The sequence below is a fragment of the Nitratireductor basaltis genome, from assembly GCF_000733725.1.
GTDB classification, from domain to species: Bacteria; Pseudomonadota; Alphaproteobacteria; order Rhizobiales; family Rhizobiaceae; genus Chelativorans; species Chelativorans basaltis.
On sequence record NZ_JMQM01000001.1, the window covers coordinates 307,670 to 326,693 of the forward strand.

At 60.1% G+C, this 19,024-nt stretch carries 20 protein-coding genes; 15 read left to right on the forward strand and 5 right to left on the reverse strand.

What is annotated here, in order from left to right:
* The first annotated feature begins 173 nt into the window (after positions 1 to 173).
* The 11 genes from EL18_RS01425 to EL18_RS01475 all read left to right on the forward strand — a co-directional run bounded on the left by EL18_RS01425 (position 174) and on the right by EL18_RS01475 (position 10,937).
* Complete coding sequence (locus EL18_RS01425) at positions 174 to 1,313, forward strand: fumarylacetoacetate hydrolase family protein (RefSeq protein WP_152552931.1); 1,140 nt, start codon at positions 174 to 176, stop codon at positions 1,311 to 1,313.
* A gap of 107 nt (positions 1,314 to 1,420) precedes the next feature.
* On the forward strand, positions 1,421 to 2,299 hold the full coding sequence (locus EL18_RS01430) for a DMT family transporter (protein WP_036479039.1): 879 nt from the start codon (positions 1,421 to 1,423) through the stop codon (positions 2,297 to 2,299).
* Between the two features lie 324 nt (positions 2,300 to 2,623).
* Positions 2,624 to 3,658 (forward strand): acyl-CoA/acyl-ACP dehydrogenase, encoded by a 1,035-nt coding sequence (locus EL18_RS01435; protein ID WP_200875481.1) that lies wholly within the window; start codon positions 2,624 to 2,626, stop codon positions 3,656 to 3,658.
* Positions 3,651 to 4,370 carry a PIG-L deacetylase family protein gene (locus tag EL18_RS01440; protein WP_036479041.1) on the forward strand — a complete coding sequence of 240 codons (720 nt, stop codon included), beginning with the start codon at positions 3,651 to 3,653 and terminating at the stop codon, positions 4,368 to 4,370. The genes EL18_RS01435 and EL18_RS01440 overlap by 8 nt, the downstream gene beginning before the upstream one ends.
* Complete coding sequence (locus tag EL18_RS01445) at positions 4,358 to 4,915, forward strand: class I SAM-dependent methyltransferase (protein WP_036479043.1); 558 nt, start codon at positions 4,358 to 4,360, stop codon at positions 4,913 to 4,915. Before EL18_RS01440 ends, EL18_RS01445 begins: the two co-directional genes overlap by 13 nt.
* Before the next feature lie 32 nt (positions 4,916 to 4,947).
* Positions 4,948 to 5,907: a glycosyltransferase family 2 protein gene (locus EL18_RS17445; protein ID WP_244444567.1), complete on the forward strand. Its 960-nt coding sequence runs from the start codon at positions 4,948 to 4,950 to the stop codon at positions 5,905 to 5,907.
* 133 nt (positions 5,908 to 6,040) lie between these two features.
* Complete coding sequence (gene mntR, locus EL18_RS01455) at positions 6,041 to 6,490, forward strand: manganese-binding transcriptional regulator MntR (protein ID WP_036483648.1); 450 nt, start codon at positions 6,041 to 6,043, stop codon at positions 6,488 to 6,490.
* 297 nt (positions 6,491 to 6,787) lie between these two features.
* Positions 6,788 to 7,774, forward strand: a complete 987-nt coding sequence (locus tag EL18_RS01460) for a metal ABC transporter solute-binding protein, Zn/Mn family (RefSeq protein WP_036479045.1) — start codon at positions 6,788 to 6,790, stop codon at positions 7,772 to 7,774.
* Positions 7,775 to 7,859: 85 nt separating this feature from the next.
* Positions 7,860 to 8,654, forward strand: a complete 795-nt coding sequence (locus EL18_RS01465) for a metal ABC transporter ATP-binding protein (RefSeq protein ID WP_036479047.1) — start codon at positions 7,860 to 7,862, stop codon at positions 8,652 to 8,654.
* Between the two features lie 2 nt (positions 8,655 to 8,656).
* Positions 8,657 to 9,793: a metal ABC transporter permease gene (locus tag EL18_RS01470; RefSeq protein ID WP_036479051.1), complete on the forward strand. Its 1,137-nt coding sequence runs from the start codon at positions 8,657 to 8,659 to the stop codon at positions 9,791 to 9,793.
* Positions 9,786 to 10,937 (forward strand): metal ABC transporter permease, encoded by a 1,152-nt coding sequence (locus EL18_RS01475; RefSeq protein ID WP_036479053.1) that lies wholly within the window; start codon positions 9,786 to 9,788, stop codon positions 10,935 to 10,937. Before EL18_RS01470 ends, EL18_RS01475 begins: the two co-directional genes overlap by 8 nt.
* 3 nt (positions 10,938 to 10,940) lie before the next feature.
* Here the strand turns inward: EL18_RS01475 and EL18_RS01480 are convergent, their stop codons facing one another.
* Positions 10,941 to 12,155, reverse strand: coding sequence for a CaiB/BaiF CoA transferase family protein (locus tag EL18_RS01480; RefSeq protein WP_051913648.1), 1,215 nt, complete (start codon positions 12,153 to 12,155; stop codon positions 10,941 to 10,943).
* Positions 12,148 to 13,110, reverse strand: a complete 963-nt coding sequence (locus tag EL18_RS01485; protein ID WP_036479055.1) for a hydroxymethylglutaryl-CoA lyase — start codon at positions 13,108 to 13,110, stop codon at positions 12,148 to 12,150. The genes EL18_RS01480 and EL18_RS01485 overlap by 8 nt, the downstream gene beginning before the upstream one ends.
* A 113-nt stretch (positions 13,111 to 13,223) precedes the next feature.
* Here EL18_RS01485 and EL18_RS01490 point away from each other — a divergent pair, with 113 nt between their 5' ends.
* The 4 genes from EL18_RS01490 to EL18_RS01505 are packed head-to-tail and all read left to right on the forward strand — an operon-like array spanning position 13,224 to position 16,848.
* Positions 13,224 to 13,913 carry a GntR family transcriptional regulator gene (locus EL18_RS01490; RefSeq protein ID WP_036479058.1) on the forward strand — a complete coding sequence of 230 codons (690 nt, stop codon included), beginning with the start codon at positions 13,224 to 13,226 and terminating at the stop codon, positions 13,911 to 13,913.
* 29 nt (positions 13,914 to 13,942) lie between these two features.
* Positions 13,943 to 14,911: a Bug family tripartite tricarboxylate transporter substrate binding protein gene (locus EL18_RS01495; RefSeq protein WP_036479060.1), complete on the forward strand. Its 969-nt coding sequence runs from the start codon at positions 13,943 to 13,945 to the stop codon at positions 14,909 to 14,911.
* On the forward strand, positions 14,908 to 15,339 hold the full coding sequence (locus EL18_RS01500; protein WP_036479062.1) for a tripartite tricarboxylate transporter TctB family protein: 432 nt from the start codon (positions 14,908 to 14,910) through the stop codon (positions 15,337 to 15,339). The genes EL18_RS01495 and EL18_RS01500 overlap by 4 nt, the downstream gene beginning before the upstream one ends.
* Before the next feature lie 3 nt (positions 15,340 to 15,342).
* The gene (locus EL18_RS01505; RefSeq protein WP_036479064.1) at positions 15,343 to 16,848 is read left to right on the forward strand and encodes a tripartite tricarboxylate transporter permease; all 1,506 of its coding nucleotides are present in this window, start codon (positions 15,343 to 15,345) and stop codon (positions 16,846 to 16,848) included.
* A gap of 66 nt (positions 16,849 to 16,914) precedes the next feature.
* On the opposite strand, the gene EL18_RS01510 is transcribed toward EL18_RS01505, so the two are convergent.
* The 3 genes from EL18_RS01510 to EL18_RS01520 all read right to left on the reverse strand — a co-directional run bounded on the left by EL18_RS01510 (position 16,915) and on the right by EL18_RS01520 (position 19,001).
* Positions 16,915 to 17,310: a VOC family protein gene (locus tag EL18_RS01510; RefSeq protein ID WP_036479066.1), complete on the reverse strand. Its 396-nt coding sequence runs from the start codon at positions 17,308 to 17,310 to the stop codon at positions 16,915 to 16,917.
* A gap of 213 nt (positions 17,311 to 17,523) precedes the next feature.
* Complete coding sequence (locus EL18_RS01515) at positions 17,524 to 18,183, reverse strand: RraA family protein (protein ID WP_036479068.1); 660 nt, start codon at positions 18,181 to 18,183, stop codon at positions 17,524 to 17,526.
* A gap of 11 nt (positions 18,184 to 18,194) precedes the next feature.
* Positions 18,195 to 19,001: a carbon-nitrogen hydrolase family protein gene (locus EL18_RS01520; protein WP_081871055.1), complete on the reverse strand. Its 807-nt coding sequence runs from the start codon at positions 18,999 to 19,001 to the stop codon at positions 18,195 to 18,197.
* Between the last annotated feature and the right edge of the window lie 23 nt (positions 19,002 to 19,024).

Sequence of the window (19,024 nt, forward strand, 5' to 3'; positions counted from 1 at the left end):
CCCCGACATCGGTTCCTGCAGCACTTTCGCGATTGCGGTTGAGTTCGGTCGGGGAAGGCCGGCCAGAGAACCTTCACGCCGAATCCTGCCCTTGCCGGTGAAGTTCGAGATGTGGCAGTCCTCCTGTCGAATGAGACGGCTGGTATTCCGGCCTGTCAGCGGAGGAGGCTTTCATGCTTGAAAATGACGGTGTTTATCTTGGACGCGTGTGGCGAAGCGATCTCGATGGACCGAGTATAGTGACGCTGCGAGAAGGGCGCTTGGTCGACATCACCAGCCGCGCAGCACCCACCAGTCGCGACATATTCGAGTTGGCGGATCCGGTTGCTCACGTCCGCTCTTGTGAAGGCGAAGACATAGGCGGTCTCGATGAGATTCTCGAGAACAGCCGTGACCGCACGCGCGCAAAGGCGCCCTATCTGCTGGCGCCCATTGATCTTCAGGCGGTGAAGGCATGCGGTGTGACCTTCGCTCGTTCCATGATCGAACGCGTGATCGAGGAACGTGCTGCCGGTGACGCATCGGCAGCGGGTGAGATCCGCAAGATGGTCGGGAACATCATCGGCGACAATCTGCGCGATCTTGTGCCGGGTTCTCCGGAAGCCATGCAGGTGAAGAAGGCTCTCGTGGAAGCGGGGCTGTGGTCGCAATATCTGGAAGTCGGGATCGGCCCCGACGCAGAGGTTTTCACCAAGTCGCAGGCGATGTCTTCTGTCGGGTGGGGCGCGGAAATCGGTATTCATCCCGTCTCGTCCTGGAACAACCCGGAACCGGAAGTGGTATTGGTCGTAGCCAGCGACGGCACGGTGAAGGGAGCGACGCTCGGCAATGACGTCAATCTGCGCGACGTGGAGGGGCGGTCCGCATTGCTGCTCGGCAAGGCGAAGGACAACAATGCGTCTTCGGCCATCGGCCCGTTCATCCGGCTGTTCGACGAAAGCTTTACCATTGACGACGTCAGGGCAGCCGAACTCGACCTTCTTGTCGAGGGCGAGGACGGCTATCGTCTCGAAGGCCGCAGCTCCATGAAGGAGATCAGTCGCGATCCCCTTGATCTCGTGGCGCAGACGGTTGGTCGTCATCACCAGTATCCGGATGGCTTCGTGCTTTATCTCGGAACGCTGTTCGCCCCGATCGAAGATCGTGACACGCCAGGCGGCGGTTTCACGCACAAGGTTGGAGACCGGGTGATCATCTCAAACCCGCAACTGGGCCGGCTGGAAAACACGGTGCGACTTTCGACCGAATGCGCACCGTGGACCTTCGGCACAGCTGATCTGATGCGCAGTCTTGCCCGTCGCGATCTGATCTAGTCGCTATTTGTTGAGCCCAGCTGACACAATCGGCTGGGCCAACCCCTGTGCGACCGCGCCTTCCGGCAATACAACAGCCTCGCAAGCACAATGGGAAACGCAAGGCGATGTCACTGGCTTCTGCAGAAGATGCGGGCACGAAAATACAGGCGATCACAACGATCTGCGTCGGCGTCTTCTTCATGGTGGTGAATGACGCCATGGCAAAGTGGCTGACCGAGGATTACGGCGCGCTGCAAATCTATGCCTGGCGCAGCATGATGGCATTGCCAATCATAGCCACGATGTTATGGGCGACACGTGGCCGTGCAGGGTTCACGACAGCTTCCCTAAGAACTCACGCACTTCGCGGCTTTTTTGCGATAGCCGCAGCTTGGTGCTTCTTCACCAGTCTCAAGCAACTCACTCTTGCCGGCGCCACGTCACTGGTTTTCGCAGCGCCCCTTTTCATCACGGCCTTGTCTGTCGTGCTGCTTGGCGAAAAAGTCGGATGGCGGCGTTGGTCCGCCGTGACCATCGGCTTCTTCGGCGTTCTCGTCATCGTGCGACCGGGCGGAGAGACCTTTCAGACCGCGTCGATCTATGCCGTGGGTGCAGCCTTCTTCTATGCCCTTTTCATGATCAGTGCGCGGTGGATCAAGCGGGAAGAGCCGATGATGACGATGATGTTCTACGTCTCACTGTTCCCGCTGATATACTGCACGCCCGTTCTGGCGCTGGATTGGCAACCCATTGCCTCCGAGCACTTGCTTCTGTTTCTCGGAATGGCGGTATTCGGGACAACCGGAATAACCATGATCGGCCACGCTTTCCGCCTTGCACCAGCGGCGATTGTCGCGCCCTTCGACTATACCGCACTGCTGTGGGCCACCGTGCTCGGCTTCATGTTCTGGGGCGACCTGCCGGATCTGTGGACCTATGTCGGAGCGCTGATCATCATTGCGAGCGGGATCTACATCGTACTGCGCGAGGCGCGGGCAGGGTGATCTCGGGTCGGGCGCGGCAATTCGACAACGCCCGGCTCAAGGTTTCAGTCGACGCCGCTAAATAGGTTGCAGTTTCCTGCGGCTCCAGCACGGTTGCCGCTGGCATCTCATGCAGCGCTTCATGCTCGAATTGCGAACCCTGATCTGGTCGCGATGCTGCAGGCGGCCAAACAGAAGGATGTAGAGGTGAGCCGCGGCCTCAGCCTGCGCTCCGGGAACATGCCGACGGGATGAGCTTCAGCAGCACCTTCCGGGAACCCAAGTCATTATCGGCAGTTGTTCTGCAAGTGAAAGCAGCACCTGTAGATGTCTGGGTACCCGAAGATGGATGTAAGAAACGAGCAGGGTGTTGATCGCGCTACACAGGCTTTTCTTGCCGATGCTGCGCAGAAGGATTTCAGCAAGGCTGTCGACTATTTCCGGCACTCAGGCCTCCTCGTGCTCGACGATTGGAAGGCTTCGGCACATGCGATGCGGCAGGTGGCTGCTGCCAATCTTTCGCTGGCCCGTCTCCTGGAAGGCCACGTCAATGCGCGCCAACTGATCAAAGTCCATGCCGGGACAAGCCTTCGCGAGCGCTGTCTGGCGGAAATGGACGAAGGGCTGCTCTTTGGCGTCTGGGGTGCTGACAGCGACACTCCTGTTTCTGCCTCGGGTGACACGCTTTCAGGCGCAAAGAGATTTGCGTCGGGATTGGGACAGGTTGATCGCGCCATTGTCTCGGCCAAAACCGAGGATGGCCAGCAACTCTATGTAATCGACGCCTCCGATCACCGTCGGCAGGACGGGCGCGCATGGAACATGTCGGGCATGCGGGAAAGCTGCTCGGGCAGTTTCGATTGCGAGGGCCTGCACGGCATTCGGCTTGGCAAACCGGACATCTACTGCGTGGAGCCGCATTTCCTCGGTGGAACATGGCGTATTGCGGCGGTGACATTGGGCGGCGTTGTGGGTCTTCTGGAGCGCGCTTCGGCAGAGTTGCGCAGGCGGAAGCAGGATGAGGCGGAAGCCCATCTGCTGCGGCTGTCACCGATTGCCGGGCAGGCAGTATCTGCGTGGGCTGCCATTCTTCGGGCAGGCGAGGTGGCCACCGGCGATGAAGGTGCTGCACAGCCGGAAGCTGCTGCCGTCCGCTCGCTCGCCGTGCGGCTTCTTTCAGAGGACATCGGTCAGGCGACGATATCAGCTGTCGAGCGCTCCATCGGCCTCTCCATGTTCGATGAAGAGAGCCAGATCGGCTGCATGGCGCGTGATCTGGCCTGCTATATGCGTCAGGCAGCGCGAGATGCGTTCTCCATCAAGGTTGGCCGCGCGCTCCTGATGGGAGAACGTCCGCTGGGAGATTGGCTGAATGGTTGAGCGCATCCGGCAGTCCAGCTTTCAGGATATTTCGGACGGGCAGCCGATTGTCGTGCTGGCTCCGCATCCCGATGATGAGACGCTGGGCTGTGGTGGCTTGCTTCATGCGGCATTCGCCGGGCCGGGGGCCCGCGTCATATGCATGACCGATGGTGGTGCATCACATCCGAATTCGCGCAGATGGGACCGTGAGGCGCGAGCCCTTATGCGCGCCGGCGAACTCGAAGAGGCTATCGTAGCGCTTGGCGGTTCTCCTGAAGCCGTAATTCGGCTGGGCCTCCCGGATGCAGGGATGCTCGAGCTTGAACCGCAATATGAAGAGCTGGCGCAGACGATCACGCAGATTGCCGACCAGGCAGGCGCCCATGTGTTGGTCGCACCGGCACCAACCGATCCGCATTGCGATCATGAGGCGACGGCGCAGATTGCACAGATCGCCGCGCGCGCTGCTGATTTGCGGCTCCTCTACTACCCCATCTGGTCCGAATGGCACGATGTGGACTATCGCCATCGCCTCCCGCACCGCGTTGAGCACAGATTTGACATCTCCCGGGCGCGCGATGCGAAAGCTGCGGCAATCTCTGCCCATCGAAGCCAGCTTGGACAGGTGATCGATGACGATCCGGAAGGCTTCGTCCTGCCTGACGCTTTTCTCGAAAAGTTTCGAAGCGGTGAGGAGATATTCTTCGAGGATGCAACATGGCGGGGGTAGCCGAGCAGAGGCTGCAGCAACTTTATGCTGCAGGTGACGACCCTTGGAATTTTCGCCGCAGCGCTTATGAGCAGGCGAAGTTTCGCGCCACCCGTGCCGCACTTCCTCGCAGCCGCTACCAGTCAGCTCTCGAAGTGGGGTGTGGAAATGGCGAGCTGGCAAGGCATCTGTCGCCCGCCTGCGCTTCCTATACGGGTGTCGATGCAGTCGAGATCGCAGTTGAGGCTGCCAGGCGCACCGTACCGCGGGGCAGGTTCTTGCGTTCCTACCTTCCCGCCGAATTGCCTCATGGCGATTACGACCTGATCGTTCTATCGGAGGTGCTGTACTTCCTGGACGCTGCGGGCATTGCCAGCCTGGCCGCGCAGATCGGGCGCAAATGGCACGCCGCCGACATTGTCTGTGTTACCTGGCTCGGGCCCAGCGGAAACGCGCTGGAAGGGCGCGAAGCGCTTCAGCTGTTCGTTGAAGCGGTGGGCCGTGAGTTCAGCTGCGTGAGTGACGCCGGGCAATACCGCATCGACGTCTCGGAGGGCGGGCGGTGAGAATCCGGGGTGAAATCTTCTTTGCTGAAGCAGTGGCCCAGGCTTCCGCAGTCATAGTCATACCTGCATGCAACGAAGCGGAGCGTATCGGAGATTGTCTCGATGCACTTGCAGCACAAGTTGATGCTGCCGCCACTGCAATTCACGTCTGCGTCAATAATTCGAACGACGACACGGTCGCCATCGTTCGTGACCGTGCTCGTCAGCACAGATTGCCTCTAGCGCTCAGCGAGGCATGCTTTTGCAGCGGTGGGGTCGGGCGGGCCCGGCGCCTCGGTCATCGGCTGGCCCTGCGCCATAGTCCCCGTGCGCAGGCTCTTCTGTCAACTGACGCAGATTGTCAGGCGGAGGCGAACTGGTCGAGGCAGATGCGCGCAGCACTTCAGTCCCACCCCGCCGTGCTGGGGCGGATCGAAGGGCTGAACGATCTTCCGGATGACCTGTTGCACAAGGTCTGGCGCGGCGGTGAACTTGAAGACCGCTATCTTCGCCTGTCCATGGAACTGGCGCAGCTTCTGCACGATGTATCCGACACGTTCGGCCTCAACAATGCCGGAGGTGCGAATCTGGGCATTCGACGTGACGTCTATCTGGGGATCGGAGGCTTCAGGGCTTTCGAGAGCCGCGAGGATCGTGACCTCATCGACCGTGTGATCTCGGCAGGGTATCGCCCGGCACGCGCCGATGAGGCGGTTGTGCGCGCGTCCATGCGTCCGGACGGCAGAGCGCCCGGCGGAATGGCAGACAAGATCGCCGCACGGCTGGCCGGCACGGATTTGGTGCTGGACTCCGCACTGGCGCCGTTGGAGGCAATGCTGAGCAAGTTCGGCCGCGGTAACTGCGTGGCGCCACAGGAACTGACCGCGGAACAGGCCGCAATTGACCTGCCGGTTCTGGCCTCACATGTCGCGCGGCTGAAAGGGATGACAGGCCCCGAGGCAAGAAGACAATATCTCGCTACTGCTAGTGGACGGGTTTCCGAGTGCGTGTGAGTGCCCGGTGCTCGATTGTGTGAGGGTCTATTTGTCGTTGATGAACAGTGCCATTGGGTTGCACATGAATAGCCGTGGCTATAAAATTCACTGCTCATGATAAATGTTTGATCCGGAAGTGGAATCATGGGCGATGAGCAAACCAGCTATTGGCGCCGTATCCCGCGAAGCCGTGCCTGATGCCGACGCTCATGCCGAAGCCTTCCAAAAGACACGCGATGCTCGCCGAACGGAGCTCGTCGAAGACTATGTCGAGCTCATCGCCGACATCATCGAGGCCGAAGGTGAGGCGCGCCAGGTCGAGATAGCCCGCCGCCTTGGTGTTGCCCAGCCGACGGTAGCCAAGATGCTTAAACGACTGGCTGAGGACGGTTTCATCACACAGAAGCCCTATCGCGGTGTTTTTCTCACCGATGCAGGGTGGAAACTCGCGCGTGAATGCCGCGAGCGGCACGATATCGTCGAGGCTTTTCTGCGTGCCCTTGGCGTCAGTGCAGAAACCGCGAGAAATGACGCCGAGGGCATGGAGCACTATGTCAGCGACGAGACGCTGCGCGCATTCGCACGCTTCGTGCGTCAGTAGGCTGCTGCCCTGCCTGTTGGAGAGCACGCCCTAGCGAGGCTCCCGACAATTCGCCCGCGCCAACAATGCCTGGCAAGACCATGAGGACCAGCGCCGTCGTTCTTGCTTGTCACGAGGAACCTTAACCGTTTCCGCGCGTAGCTTGCGGGTGGAACTCGGGTGCTGGCCGCTTCTGCATTCCTGCTCCTGCCAGACTTGATCAAGTGCAATGTCTCTTGACTGCAGTGCCTTTGCTGTCGTTTATAGCACTTGCTAAACTATGTAGTTGATGCATGTTGACATAGGGAAGGTTCAGTTATGAAGCGTTTGCTGACGACGGCCGTTGCATCCGTGGTCGCAGCCTTGTCGCCCATCGCGGCCTACGCGCAACCCAAGCCGGTGAACGTTCTCGTGACGATCGGCATGATCGGTGATGTGGTCGAGAATGTCGGCGGTGACTGCGTTGAAGTCACGGCCATGATGGGACCGGGCGTGGACCCCCATCTGTATGAGCCAAGTTCGCGTGACGTGCGCAGCCTCCGCAGCGCGGATGTCATCTTCTTTTCCGGATATTCGCTCGAAGGTCAGCTCGGGGACGTGCTTGCACGCTTCGGTGAGCAGAAACCCACAATAGCAGTGGCACCATCGTCCATCGATACCGGAGATCTTATCACCGTCCAGGACGTATATGGGATCGATCCACATCTGTGGATGGATGCGAGCCTCTGGTCGCGGATCGCACCAACCATCGCCGGCACGCTGGCGGACGCGCAGCCCGAATGCGCTGACGATTTCAAGACAAACGCGCAAAACTATGTGGAGCAACTGACTGCTCTTCATGATTGGGTGAAGAAAGCCATCGCTTCCATTCCAGAAGGCCAGCGCAGCCTCGTCACGGCACATGATGCCTTCGCCTATTTTGGCCGGGCCTACGGTATCGAGGTCCTGGGCATCCAGGGGATCAGCACGGAGTCCGAAGCGAGCGTCGCAGACATTCGTGCAACCGCCAAACAGGTGGCCGCTAAAGGGGTGCCTGCGATATTCGTCGAGAGCACGATCAATCCGCGCACCATCCAGTCCGTCATCGACGCGGCGCGCGAGCAGGGCCATCAGGTAGAGATCGGCGGCGAGCTGTATTCCGACGCCATGGGCGAGACGGGGACTGCAGGTGGCACCTATATCGGCATGATCTTTGAGAACACCCGCAACATCACCACGGCGTTGGGTGGACAATTGCCGGAAATTCCCGACGTGCTTTCCGGGTGGGCCGAGCAGTGGAACATCGCTGGGACTGGCGAAAACTGATTGGTTGCAGTTCGCAAGCCCGCGGCAAATATGATGATGATGGCGTCAAATGCCCGGGCGGGCGGAGCAGGAATGGTCATTTCCGATGAATGAAAAGCCACATGAGCCGCAACTGGCGCTGCATGTCGAGGACCTGACCGTCAGCTATGACAGCAAGCCGGTCTTGTGGGATATCGATGTCGATATACCTCCTGGCGTCATGGCTGCGATCGTGGGGCCGAATGGAGCCGGCAAGAGCACCTTGATCAAATCGGTGCTGGGGCTTGTATCGCCCACGGCCGGCCATGTGCGGCTGTTTGGCCGGTCCTATGCCTCCCAGCGCCGTCGCGTGGGATATGTCCCGCAGCGGTCCTCGGTAGACTGGGACTTCCCCACCACAGTGCTCGATGTCGTCACCATGGGCCTTTATGGCCAACTCGGTTGGCTGCGCTGGCCAGGACGACGGGAACGCGATGCAGCCATGCATGCCTTGCGGCAGGTGGGAATGCAGGACTTTGCCAACCGCCAGATAAGCCAGTTGTCAGGCGGGCAGCAGCAGAGGGTCTTCCTTGCCCGCGCGCTGGTCCAGCAGGCAGACATCTACTTCCTCGATGAACCCATGGCGGGTGTCGATGCGACGACCGAACGGGCAATCGTCGATATCCTTCGTGAGCTGCGCGCGCAGGGCAAGACACTCATAGTGGTCCACCATGACCTGCAGACGGTGCGCAGCTATTTCGACTGGATGGTCATTCTCAATGTACGTGCCGTTGCCCAAGGCCCGGTCGATGCGGTCTATACGGCCGAGAATTTGCGCAAGGCCTATGGCGGTCAGATCGCCCTCATAGAGAGCGAGACGTTCACTACCGAGCAGGGTCCTGCCGTGGAGCGAAGGGGCTGAGAATGCTGGAGCTGCTCTCAGACTACACGATCCAAACGGTGGCTATGGGGGCTGCCCTCATCGGATTGTCGAGCGGCGTTCTTGGCTGTTTCGCCGTATTGCGAAAGCAAAGCCTTCTTGGCGACACCCTCTCGCATGCCGCATTGCCGGGCGTATGCCTGGCCTTCATTATCGTGGGCAGCCGCGAGATCGGCAGCATCTTGCTGGGTGCTCTCGCCACCGGCGGGCTTGCCGCCTTGTTCATGCTTCTTCTGACCCGGCGCAGCCGCTTGAAGACGGATGCGGGACTGGGCATAGCGCTCAGTGTCAGCTTTGCCATAGGCGTGGTGCTCCTGACCTATATCCAGGGGAGCGGGAACGCATCCCAGGGCGGTCTGGATTCGTTTCTCTTCGGGCAGGCAGCGGCAATTCTCAGGGCCGATCTCTGGGTGATGGGTGGCATCACCCTTGCAGCATTGGTGCTGGTCGGCCTCTTCTGGAAAGAGTTCAAGCTGGTGTCATTCGATCCCGGCTACGCAAGCTCCCTGGGCATGCCGGTCGCAGTTCTTGAAGCCCTCATGACCGTGATGGTGGCGCTCGCGGTTGTCGTTGGCCTGCAGATGGTCGGCGTGGTTCTCATGACCGCGATGATCATCGCGCCTGCGGTTGCTGCCAGGCAATGGACCGGACGGCTCGAAACCATGACCTTGCTGTCGGTCCTCTTCGGCATGACGGCGGGTGTGGTGGGAGCAGTCCTGAGCGCCACAGCGCGAGGCCTCGCAACGGGCCCGCTGATCGTTCTGGCAATTTCCGTCGTGGTCTTCATTTCCCTGCTTCTTGCACCAGAGCGCGGCCTTTTGTGGGAAGGGGTGCGAAGGTGGCGCGAGCGGCGCGCTCTGCGCGGAAGGCAGGTCCTGACAACGCTTTATGCCCTGGCCGAAGAACATCGGGATCCGGCCTATCCCGCGGAACAGGGTATGATCGATGCCTATCACGGCACGACAACCATTCAGGCCATCCGCAAGCTTGAAACGAGGGGGCTGGTCACACCCGTGCTGCATGAGCCGGAAATGACGCCACATTGGAGACTGACGCCCCAAGGCTTCGCTGAAGCAGAGCGCCTGATCACGCAGATGGGCGGAGGCGCGTCTGATGCTTGAACAGTTGCTGGCCAACACGGCTTTCGTAATCATGCTGACCGGAGCGCTCGTCGGCTGCGCTGCCGCACTGGTGGGAACATTTCTCGTCCTGCGCGGCAACAGCATGCTCTCCGATGCTATAAGCCACTCGATCATCTTCGGGATCGTTGTGGTGTGGTTGTTGACGCGCGTGACGAGCGGCCCTGTTCAGCTTGTCGGCGCTGCATTGACCGGCATATTGACGGTCTTCCTGACCGAGCTTCTGGCCGGCACGCGTCGGGTGAAATATGATGCGGCGATCGGCCTCGTCTTTCCGGTTCTCTTTTCCATCGGTGTGCTGCTGCTCAATCTCTATGCGCGCGACGTGCATATCGATCAGCACACCGTGCTTCTGGGGGAAATCGGTTTCGTCTGGCTCGACACGGTTTCGGTTGCCGGCCAAGAGGTTCCGCAGGCGCTTCTGTCCATGGGGGCTATGACGGTCGTGAACCTCCTTTTCGTCGTGCTTCTGTACAAGGAGCTGAAGGTTACGACCTTCGATCCGGGACTTGCGGCAGCACTGGGTTTTGCACCGGCGATCATGTTCTATGCGCTTCTGTTTCTCACCAGCGCCACGGCGGTTGCAGCGTTCGATGCCGTGGGCGCGGTCCTGTTCATCGCATTCGTGATCGTTCCGCCTTCGGCCGCATATCTCCTGACGGATCGCCTATGGCTGATACTCGTGCTAGGCGCAGTCATCGCCATTGCTTCGAGCATCAGCGGCTATCTCATTGCAGTGGCGTGGAATGTCTCCATCGGCGGCATGATGGCAGTGATGACTGGGGTATTTCTTGCCCTCGCATTCCTGTTCGGGCCTCGCTACGGATTGGTGGCGCAGTCCAATCGCAGACGCAGCGAGATGCACGCCAATGAATTGCGCACACTGGCAGTGCATCTCTACAGCCACGAGAATTCATCAGAGCGCGAGGAAGAGAATGTCGCCCGCGCTTTGCAGACACATCTTGGATGGACACAGGAAACATCGAGACGCGTTGTTGCCGAAGGCATCGATCGTGACCTGATCCTGCGTGACGGCGCAATGCTTCTGCTCACGCCCAAAGGTCGCGCGACGGCCCAGTCTATTCTGGAGCCGTGGCGCCAGCAGGCCAGGACGGGTTCCGTCTAGAACCTAGTGCGTCGCCCGCACGACCGAAGCTTCGAGCAGTTCTTCGATTTCACTGCCGCTGAAGCCTGCCTCCGCAAGCACGTCGCGGGTGTCCCCGCCGAGCAGCGGTGCGGGTCGTGCAACCTTGCAGGGGGTGCCGGTCAACTTTACCGGAAAGCCCAGCATGCGGATGGGGCCGTGATGAGGCTGCTCGACCTCGATCACCATTTCCTGTGCCTGGACCTGCGGATCGTTGAAGGCCTCGGCCAGGTTCTGAACCTTTCCGCAGGGGACACCGGCAGCGTTGAGGTGATCTATCCATTCGTCCTGTGTGCCGTTTGACAGCGCCTGATCAATCAGCTGCGAGAGCTCGTCGCGTCGGGCAAAGCGTTTCTCGTTGGTGTCGTAACGTGGATCATCCATCAGATGACCGAGCTGCAGCGCATTGAGGAAGCGCTGCAGGATCACGTCGTTGGAGGGGGCAACAGCGATCTGGCCGTCCCTGGCGGCGAAGAGACCATAGGGTGCGACAAGCGGATGGTCATTGCCGGTGCGCTCGGGCAGTTGCCCTGTGGCAAGATGCTCCGAGGCGAGATAGGCCATCATGCTGATTGCGCCATTCATCATGGCGGTCTCGACATGTTGGCCGACACCGTTCAGGTCGCGGGCCCGCAAGGCGCTGACGATGCCGAAGGCGCAGTAGAGGCCGGCAACAAGATCGGTGATCGGCTGGGCGACGCGCATGGGCGGCGTACCTTCCGCCCCGTTCACGCTCATCAGACCGCTCATGGCCTGGGCGATGAAGTCGAATGCGGGACGGTCGACATAGGGACCTGTGCTGCCATAGCCGTTGATGCTGGCCGTCACGAGCCTTGGATTGATCTTCTTCAGGCGCTCGGCACCGAAGCCCATCGCGGCAAGCACGCCGGGGCGGAAATTGTCTACCAGCACATCGGCTTCCTCGATCAGGCGCTCGAGAACACGTTTCCCTTCCTCGCGATAGAGGTCGAGAACCAGGGACTTCTTGTTGCGATTGAAGCTGGCATAGTACCAGGAAAAACCGTCCTTCAGCGTGCCCTGGGCCCGGGTGGGATCACCTTTTGCAGTCTCGATCTTGATGACTTCGGCACCCATGTCGCCAAGCATCATCGTACAGAACGGACCCGACAGCACGCGTGTGAGATCGATGACGCGGATGCCCTCCAGCGGTGGGTGCATTGCAGCGTTTGTTTCAGCCATTGGCCGTGGCCACCATATCCATCGGATGCGTCTTCAGCCTTGGTCCGGCTTTCATGACCTGGCCGGGCAGGGTGCGGCCGATCAGGCTTTCGGCCTGCTCGGCCGTGGTAACGAGTTTGTCTAGGTCAATGCCTGTCTCCACACCGCATTCATGCAGCATGTAGACGAGATCCTCGGTCGGGATGTTTCCGGTAGCGCGCGGCACGAATGGACAGCCGCCAAGGCCGCCTATGCTGGCTTCGAAGCGCGTAACCCCTTCCATCAGTCCCGTATAGGCGCAGACAAGGCCAACGCCCCGCGTGTTGTGGAAGTGCAGCGTGAGCTCGACTTCCGGTACCGCCTCACGCAAGGCGCGGCAACGTTCCTGCACCAGTGGAGGTGTGGCCATCCCTGTCGTGTCGCCGAGAGAGATTATCCGGATGCCCATGTCGCGATAGGCCTTTGCAATTCTGACCACATCTTCGACCGGAACATTGCCTTCGAAGGGGCAGCCGAATGATGTGGCAATCGCACCTTGCACCGGCACCGAGGCGGACTGAGCGAATGCGCAAATCTCGCCAAAACGTTCGAGCGAGGTCTCGCGTGGGCAGTTCACGTTTTTCAGGTTGTGGCTCTGGGAGGCAGACATGAAGAGGACCAGCGCATCGACACCGGCCTCCATTGCGCGCTCGGCACCCTTCATGTTGGGAACCAGAGCAGTGAATTTCGCACCGGTGCTACGGTCAACGCCATCCATGACCTCTCTAGCATCGCGCATTTGAGGAACGGCGCGGGGGGAGACGAAAGAGGTTGCTTCAAAGTGGCGGATGCCAGCTGCGACCAGATTGTTGATGAGCTCGACCTTGCGAGCAGTGGGCACGAAAACAGGCTCGGACTGCAGGCCGTCACGCGGCCCCACCTCCACGATTTCCACATGTTCCGGAAGCGGTGAATCAGCTTTGCCAGCCTGTCGCAATCTTTCTACCTCCCGACTGATTGCCTTGGTCGACCATATTGGTATACCGTTGCCTCTCTTGCGGTCAATGTACGATCTGCTTTTGCCGCAAAGCTGTGTCGGGAGGGTGCCGGGTGGCCGAGAATGAGCCGGGAAATGAACCGCTTGCGATCCGCGCGCTGTCGCGTATGCGCGGTGACATCCTGTCGCTGCAACTGGCCCCGGGCGAAGTGACATCCGAGCGTGCGCTGGAGCAATTATACGGGGTTTCACGTACTCCGATCCGAGAGGCGCTCAAAGCGCTGATCGGCGAAGGCCTCGTTGTTCGTGCCGAGCGTGGCTACGCGATCGCGCCCTTCGATCTCGATCAGCTTGAGGAAATATTCGAGTATCGCGAGGTCGTTGAGGATGCAGCAGTGCGCCTTGCGTGCCAGCGCCGAACGGAAGACGAGCTTGACGCGATCAACGCGACCATCGATCGAGGATTGAGCGAGTTCACGCCTGACAGCTGGTTTGAAGCGGGGCTCGATTTCCATGTTCAGCTAGCCGCCTTGTCCGGAAATCGCTTCCTCAGGGAAGGGGTGCAGGATGCGGTGAACCGCACCATACGTGCACGATGGCTTGTTGCCAGCAGCGAGGCTTCACGCATCGAGGCTCATCGCGAACATAGCGAAATCATTTCATTGGTGCGGGAGCGTCGGGAGGACGATGCTGCCGAAGCCGTGAGGCGGCACGGGCGCGAAGTGCATCGCCAGATCGTCGAGGCACTGGAGGCATCGCGCCGCCTGTTTGGTGCGAGAGGTTTCGCATCCTCGAAAGGGTAATTCTGTTCAACTGCAATGGGAGGAAGATGATGAGTAAATTGTCCCGAATGTTTGGTGCGGCCATCGTGTGGTCATCCCTGTCGGTCGCCGGAGCGGCGGCTGCCGAATGCATTGCGCCGGCTGATCCAGGTGGCGGCTGGGACTTCACCTGCCGCACCATCGGCAAGATGCTCTACGATATGGAGATCGTGCCGGATCCGGTTCAGGTCACGAACATGCCCGGCGGCGTTGGCGCTGTTGCCTACTCGAAAGTGATGTCCGCCCGCCCGGACGATGCGGATCTGCTGGTGGCAACCTCGACGGTTGGTGTCACTCAGATCGCGCAGGGCAAATATCCGGCAGACACATCGGTCATGCGCTGGGTCGCCATGCTGGGTACCGATGTTGGCGTCATTCTCGTGCCGGCGGATTCGGAACTTAAGACCCTGGACGATCTCGTGGCCAAGCTGAAGGAAGATCCATCTTCGATTGCCTCTGCAGGTTCTTCGGGTGCGGGCGGCTGGGATCATATCCGCCTTCTGATGCTGGCCAAGGCTGCGGGCCTTTCCGGTGATGACTACAAGCAGATCCGTTGGGTTCAGTTCGACGGCGGAAGCCCTGCCGTGACGCAGATGCTGGGCGGACAGGTCGACATCGTTTCCACCGATCTGGGCGAGATTGCGGGCTTCGTGGAGTCGGGTGACGTTCGCATCCTTGCAGCCCTTTCGGATGAACGCGTACCTGCATTTCCAGATTCCCCGACCGCTGCGGAGCAGGGGCTGGATGTAACCGGCTATAACTGGCGCGGTTTCTACACCGGTGGTGACGTCTCCGACGAAGCCTATGAGGAATGGGTGAGCCGACTGGAAAAACTCTACCAGACGGATGAGTGGAAAGAGACCGCCAAGAGCAACGGCCTCGTCCCGGTCTGGCGTGGTGGCGCAGAGTTCAACGACTATGTCGCCGAGCAGTCCGAACAGATGCGCCAGATTTCCCAGGAAATTGGAGTCATCAAGTGACAGACCGCATTGTCGGCGCGCTGATACTTGCGCTGTCAATCTGGTACGGCATAACCGCGGGCAGCTACGAGGCGAGCTTCGGCGACCCTCTTGGCCCCGCGGCCTTTCCGATCATGCTGTCCATTCCCGCTGCAGTGTTGAGCCTTGCGCTCATCCTGCGGCCGGATGCGGAGCCCAAATGGCCAAGCGCCTGGCCGATGATGAGGCAAGCCGCCGCGATTGCCATTCTGCTTGGTTATGCCGGTTTTCTCGAAGTCGCAGGCTTTCCGCTCGCGACCTTCCTGGCTGTGGCGCTTATGGGCCGCCTCTTGCAGACGACATGGCCGAAGGCCGTCGCATCGGGCGCGATCATGAGTGCCGTGCTTTTTCTGACCTTTGATTACGTGCTCGACCTGCCGCTTCCGCTTCTTCCAGAATTCATGAGCTGACATATGGGCTTTCTTGATGCGCTCCTGCAGGGATTTGCGGTCGCGCTTACCCCGACAAATCTGATGCTGGCCTTATTCGGCTGCTTTGCCGGAACAATCATCGGTGCGCTCCCGGGGCTGGGTCCGGTCAATGGCGTGGCTATTCTCATCCCATTGGCCTTCTCGCTTGGGCTGGAGCCGACCTCGGCGCTGATCATGCTGTCATGCATCTATTACGGCTGCATGTATGGCGGGCGCATCTCCTCGATCATGCTCAACATTCCTGGCGACGAGCCAGCCATCATGACCACGCTGGATGGTTATCCCATGGCGCAGGCGGGCAAGGCATCGGAAGCCTTGGGAATCTCGGCTGTCGCCTCGTTCGTAGGTGCAACATTCGCCACGCTGGGATTGACGCTTTTTGCGCCCCTCCTGGCTAAGGCTGCCATTCATTTCGGCCCGGCCGACTATTTTGCTCTTTATGTGCTGGCCTTCGCCACGATCGGTGGCATCACCTCGGTCAATCCGTTCAAGACACTGCTGGCTGCCTTTCTGGGGCTCATGGTTGCCAGCGTAGGCCTCGATCCGGCCACTGGAACGCCACGCTACACTTTCGGCTCCTATCACCTCTATGACGGCTTTGACCCGATCGTTGCCATTGTCGGCCTTTTCGCGATCAGCGAGGTGCTGGTCTATCTTGAGAGGCTGAACTTCTCGGAAGCGCGGATGGTGCCTCTGGGCCGGGCACTGCCGCGGATCAAGGACTTGCTATCAGGTGGATGGGCCAATCTGCGCGGGTCGGTGATCGGCTTCGTGTGCGGCATTCTTCCCGGTGCAGGTGCTTCGCTCGGCGCCTTCATGTCCTATATTTTCGAGCAGCGCTGGAGCGCGCGCGACGGCAATTTCGGCAAGGGCGATCCGCGTGGCATTGCCGCGCCGGAGGCTGGCAACAATGCGGCTTCGGGCGGCGCGCTCATCCCCATGCTGACGCTTGGCGTTCCAGGCAGCGGAACGACAGCTGTGATGCTGGCGCTGCTGATCTCGCTCAACATTCAGCCCGGACCGTTGCTGTTCGATCGTCAGCCGGATCTTGTCTGGGGCCTTATCGCGGCACTGTACATCGCCAATATCGTGCTTCTGGTGATGAACATCCCGATGATCGGGCTCTTCACGCGCATGCTGGCGATGCCGCAGTGGATCCTCATGCCTTTCGTGGTGATGGTCAGCTTTCTTGGCGTCTATTCCATCAGCCACTCCACCTTCGACCTTTTCGTCATGGTGGCCTTCGGCGTGATCGGTTACATCCTGCGGCTCATTGGCATTTCGCTGGTGCCGATCATCCTCGGTTTGCTGCTTGGAGCAGACATGGAGAACAATCTGCGGCGGGCGCTCTCCATCTCCAATGGCGATTTCACGTTCCTTTTCCAAAGCCCGATCGCATTGGGCCTCTATGCAGTCACGGGGACCATGCTGACAATCGCCCTGGTGCTTTCGCTGCGCCGCGACAAGGACGTCCAGGCACAGGGTTGACCCGTGGTGACAGGAAAGCGCAGCCGGGGCTGAGAGAACCAGACCCGGCTGCATCACCTTATGCGGCTACTTGAAGCGACCGCTGCGTTCGAGCACTTCTATCTCGTAACCGTCCGGATCCTTCACGAAGAAGAAGCGGGCGATCCGCGTCCCTGCGGGTGCAAAATCGACGATCTTGCGCGGTTCCAGACCTTCTGCGACGAAGCGAGCATGTTCCTCATCGAGATTGTCCACGGATACCGCAAGATGGCCGTAGCCATCGCCGAGATCATACGCTTCGGTACGACCCTTGTTGACCGTGAGTTCCAGCTCGAATCCGCTTTCCGGGTTGCTCAGATAGATCAGCGTGAAGCTTTCGAAATCCAGCCTGTCGGCGACTTCCAGACCGAATGCGGTCCGGTAGAACGCGATCGACCGTTCTTCATCGAGAACACGGATCATGCTGTGAATTGCCTTGGCCATGGATAAATCCCTCAAGCTGAAAATGATGGAGCGATTTAAGCCAAACCGGAGCGGCACGAAACCTTTGCAGCGACCAAAGTGCTACTGAACTTCGCTCGCCGACTTGTCGCTGCATAGGGTGGTCGTGATCATGAAGATGGAGTGAAACCGGCTTCCGTCGCCGGGAGCCGGTTTCGATACCTGGGGTTCGATGTGCCGTTGAGCTTGTCGGCGTCAGGCATGCGCCTCCACGCGCGATTTTGCGCCTGATATCGCAGGCAGGCTTTCGCCGGCGTCGATGCGCTTGAGTAGCTCGATCTCTCTTTGCTGCATCTCGATGGCACGATCAGCCACCGCATCCACATCGTCGGGCGACAGGATCAGAACACCGTTTTCGTCAGCGAGAACGGCATCGCCGGGATGCACGACCACACCGCCCACGCTGACAGGGATGTTCATCTCGCCGGAGATGCCCAGAAGCTTGGTGGTGATGGGCGAGGGCCCACGGCACCACATGGGGAAGCCGTGCCGCTCGAAGTCGGCGACATCGGTCGCCGGCCCGTCCACCACGGCGCCTGCAACCTTGCGTCCTGCCGCAGTGTGCGTGATCACGCCACCCCAGCAGGCATGACGGGTGTCCCCGGCGCGGTCGATGATGACGAAGTCACCTTCGCGCAGGTGATCCATGGCGTAGTGCAGCATGGTGCTGTCCGCATGAGGCAGACGCAGCGTTACTGCGGTGCCTGCGGCCCGAACCTTCGGCAACATGGAGCGCAAGCCACTGTCGAGGAAATTCGCGTGAAGGAAGTGTCCGACCGTTGCGGTCTCCACCTGCATCAACTTGTCGATCCTGGCCTTGTCGAGCTGACGGGGCATCTCGTTGAACTTGTACATCTGAGGTCTCCTCAAGCCACGACGTGATGGTCGGCAACCGGCATTGCCTTGCGGATCTGCTCGGCATAGTCTGGATCGATGGTGGCACTTGCATGGCCGATCCGGTCGGAGCAGTCGGCGATTGTGACCCCCCAGGGGTCGATCACCAGAGAATGGCCGAAGCACAGCTTGCGGCCTTCGTCATGGCCGAAGATCTGCGCGGATGCGGCGACATAGGACTGCGTCTCGATGGCACGGGCGCATAGCAGCTGCTCCCAGTGATCCTTGCCCGTTTGCAGTGTGAACGCGGCAGGCAGCACGATGAGTTGAGCGCCCTTGTCTCGGAGCTTGCGGAAGAGCTCGGGGAAACGCAGATCGTAGCAGATCGCGCAGCCCACCTTCACGCCTTCGAGGTCATAGACCACGACTTCCTCACCACGCTTCATGGTGTCGGATTCCAGATAGCTGTTGCCGCCGGGAACGTTGACGTCAAAGAGGTGGATTTTGCGGTAGCGGGCGATCTCCTTGCCTTCCCGGTTGAAGACAATGGTCGTGTTGTAGCATTTCTCACCGGCAGCTTCGGCCATGGAGCCGGCATGGATATTCACCTTCAGCTCTGCGGCTAGCGCCGACATGGCACGATAGGCTTCGCCATCCGGGAAGGTTTCCGCATGGGCGCGGCGGCTTTCCACAGTGCCGCCCATATAGGTGAAGGTTTCGGGCAGCACCACGAGGTCGGGACTGTCCTGTTCCACCGCGCTGCGGATGAGGCGGGATGCGTCGGCAATATTCTTCGCCTTGTCATCCTGGGAGTTCATCTGAACCACTGAGATTTTCATCGGTAATCCTTGCTTTTGGGTAT

Bases quoted from the DNA above. Each gene is read 5' to 3' on its own strand.
- EL18_RS01520 (WP_081871055.1), bottom strand. From the start codon at position 19,001: ATGAAAATCTCAGTGGTTCAGATGAACTCCCAGGATGACAAGGCGAAG.
- EL18_RS01465 (WP_036479047.1), top strand. From the start codon at position 7,860: ATGAATGAAAAGCCACATGAGCCGCAACTGGCGCTGCATGTCGAGGAC.
- EL18_RS01505 (WP_036479064.1), top strand. From the start codon at position 15,343: ATGGGCTTTCTTGATGCGCTCCTGCAGGGATTTGCGGTCGCGCTTACC.
- mntR (WP_036483648.1), top strand. From the start codon at position 6,041: ATGAGCAAACCAGCTATTGGCGCCGTATCCCGCGAAGCCGTGCCTGAT.
- EL18_RS01435 (WP_200875481.1), top strand. From the start codon at position 2,624: ATGGATGTAAGAAACGAGCAGGGTGTTGATCGCGCTACACAGGCTTTT.
- EL18_RS01470 (WP_036479051.1), top strand. From the start codon at position 8,657: ATGCTGGAGCTGCTCTCAGACTACACGATCCAAACGGTGGCTATGGGG.
- EL18_RS01445 (WP_036479043.1), top strand. From the start codon at position 4,358: ATGGCGGGGGTAGCCGAGCAGAGGCTGCAGCAACTTTATGCTGCAGGT.
- EL18_RS01430 (WP_036479039.1), top strand. From the start codon at position 1,421: ATGTCACTGGCTTCTGCAGAAGATGCGGGCACGAAAATACAGGCGATC.
- EL18_RS01510 (WP_036479066.1), bottom strand. From the start codon at position 17,310: ATGGCCAAGGCAATTCACAGCATGATCCGTGTTCTCGATGAAGAACGG.
- EL18_RS01495 (WP_036479060.1), top strand. From the start codon at position 13,943: ATGAGTAAATTGTCCCGAATGTTTGGTGCGGCCATCGTGTGGTCATCC.
- EL18_RS01460 (WP_036479045.1), top strand. From the start codon at position 6,788: ATGAAGCGTTTGCTGACGACGGCCGTTGCATCCGTGGTCGCAGCCTTG.
- EL18_RS01475 (WP_036479053.1), top strand. From the start codon at position 9,786: ATGCTTGAACAGTTGCTGGCCAACACGGCTTTCGTAATCATGCTGACC.
- EL18_RS01480 (WP_051913648.1), bottom strand. From the start codon at position 12,155: ATGGCTGAAACAAACGCTGCAATGCACCCACCGCTGGAGGGCATCCGC.
- EL18_RS01440 (WP_036479041.1), top strand. From the start codon at position 3,651: ATGGTTGAGCGCATCCGGCAGTCCAGCTTTCAGGATATTTCGGACGGG.
- EL18_RS01425 (WP_152552931.1), top strand. From the start codon at position 174: ATGCTTGAAAATGACGGTGTTTATCTTGGACGCGTGTGGCGAAGCGAT.
- EL18_RS01515 (WP_036479068.1), bottom strand. From the start codon at position 18,183: ATGTACAAGTTCAACGAGATGCCCCGTCAGCTCGACAAGGCCAGGATC.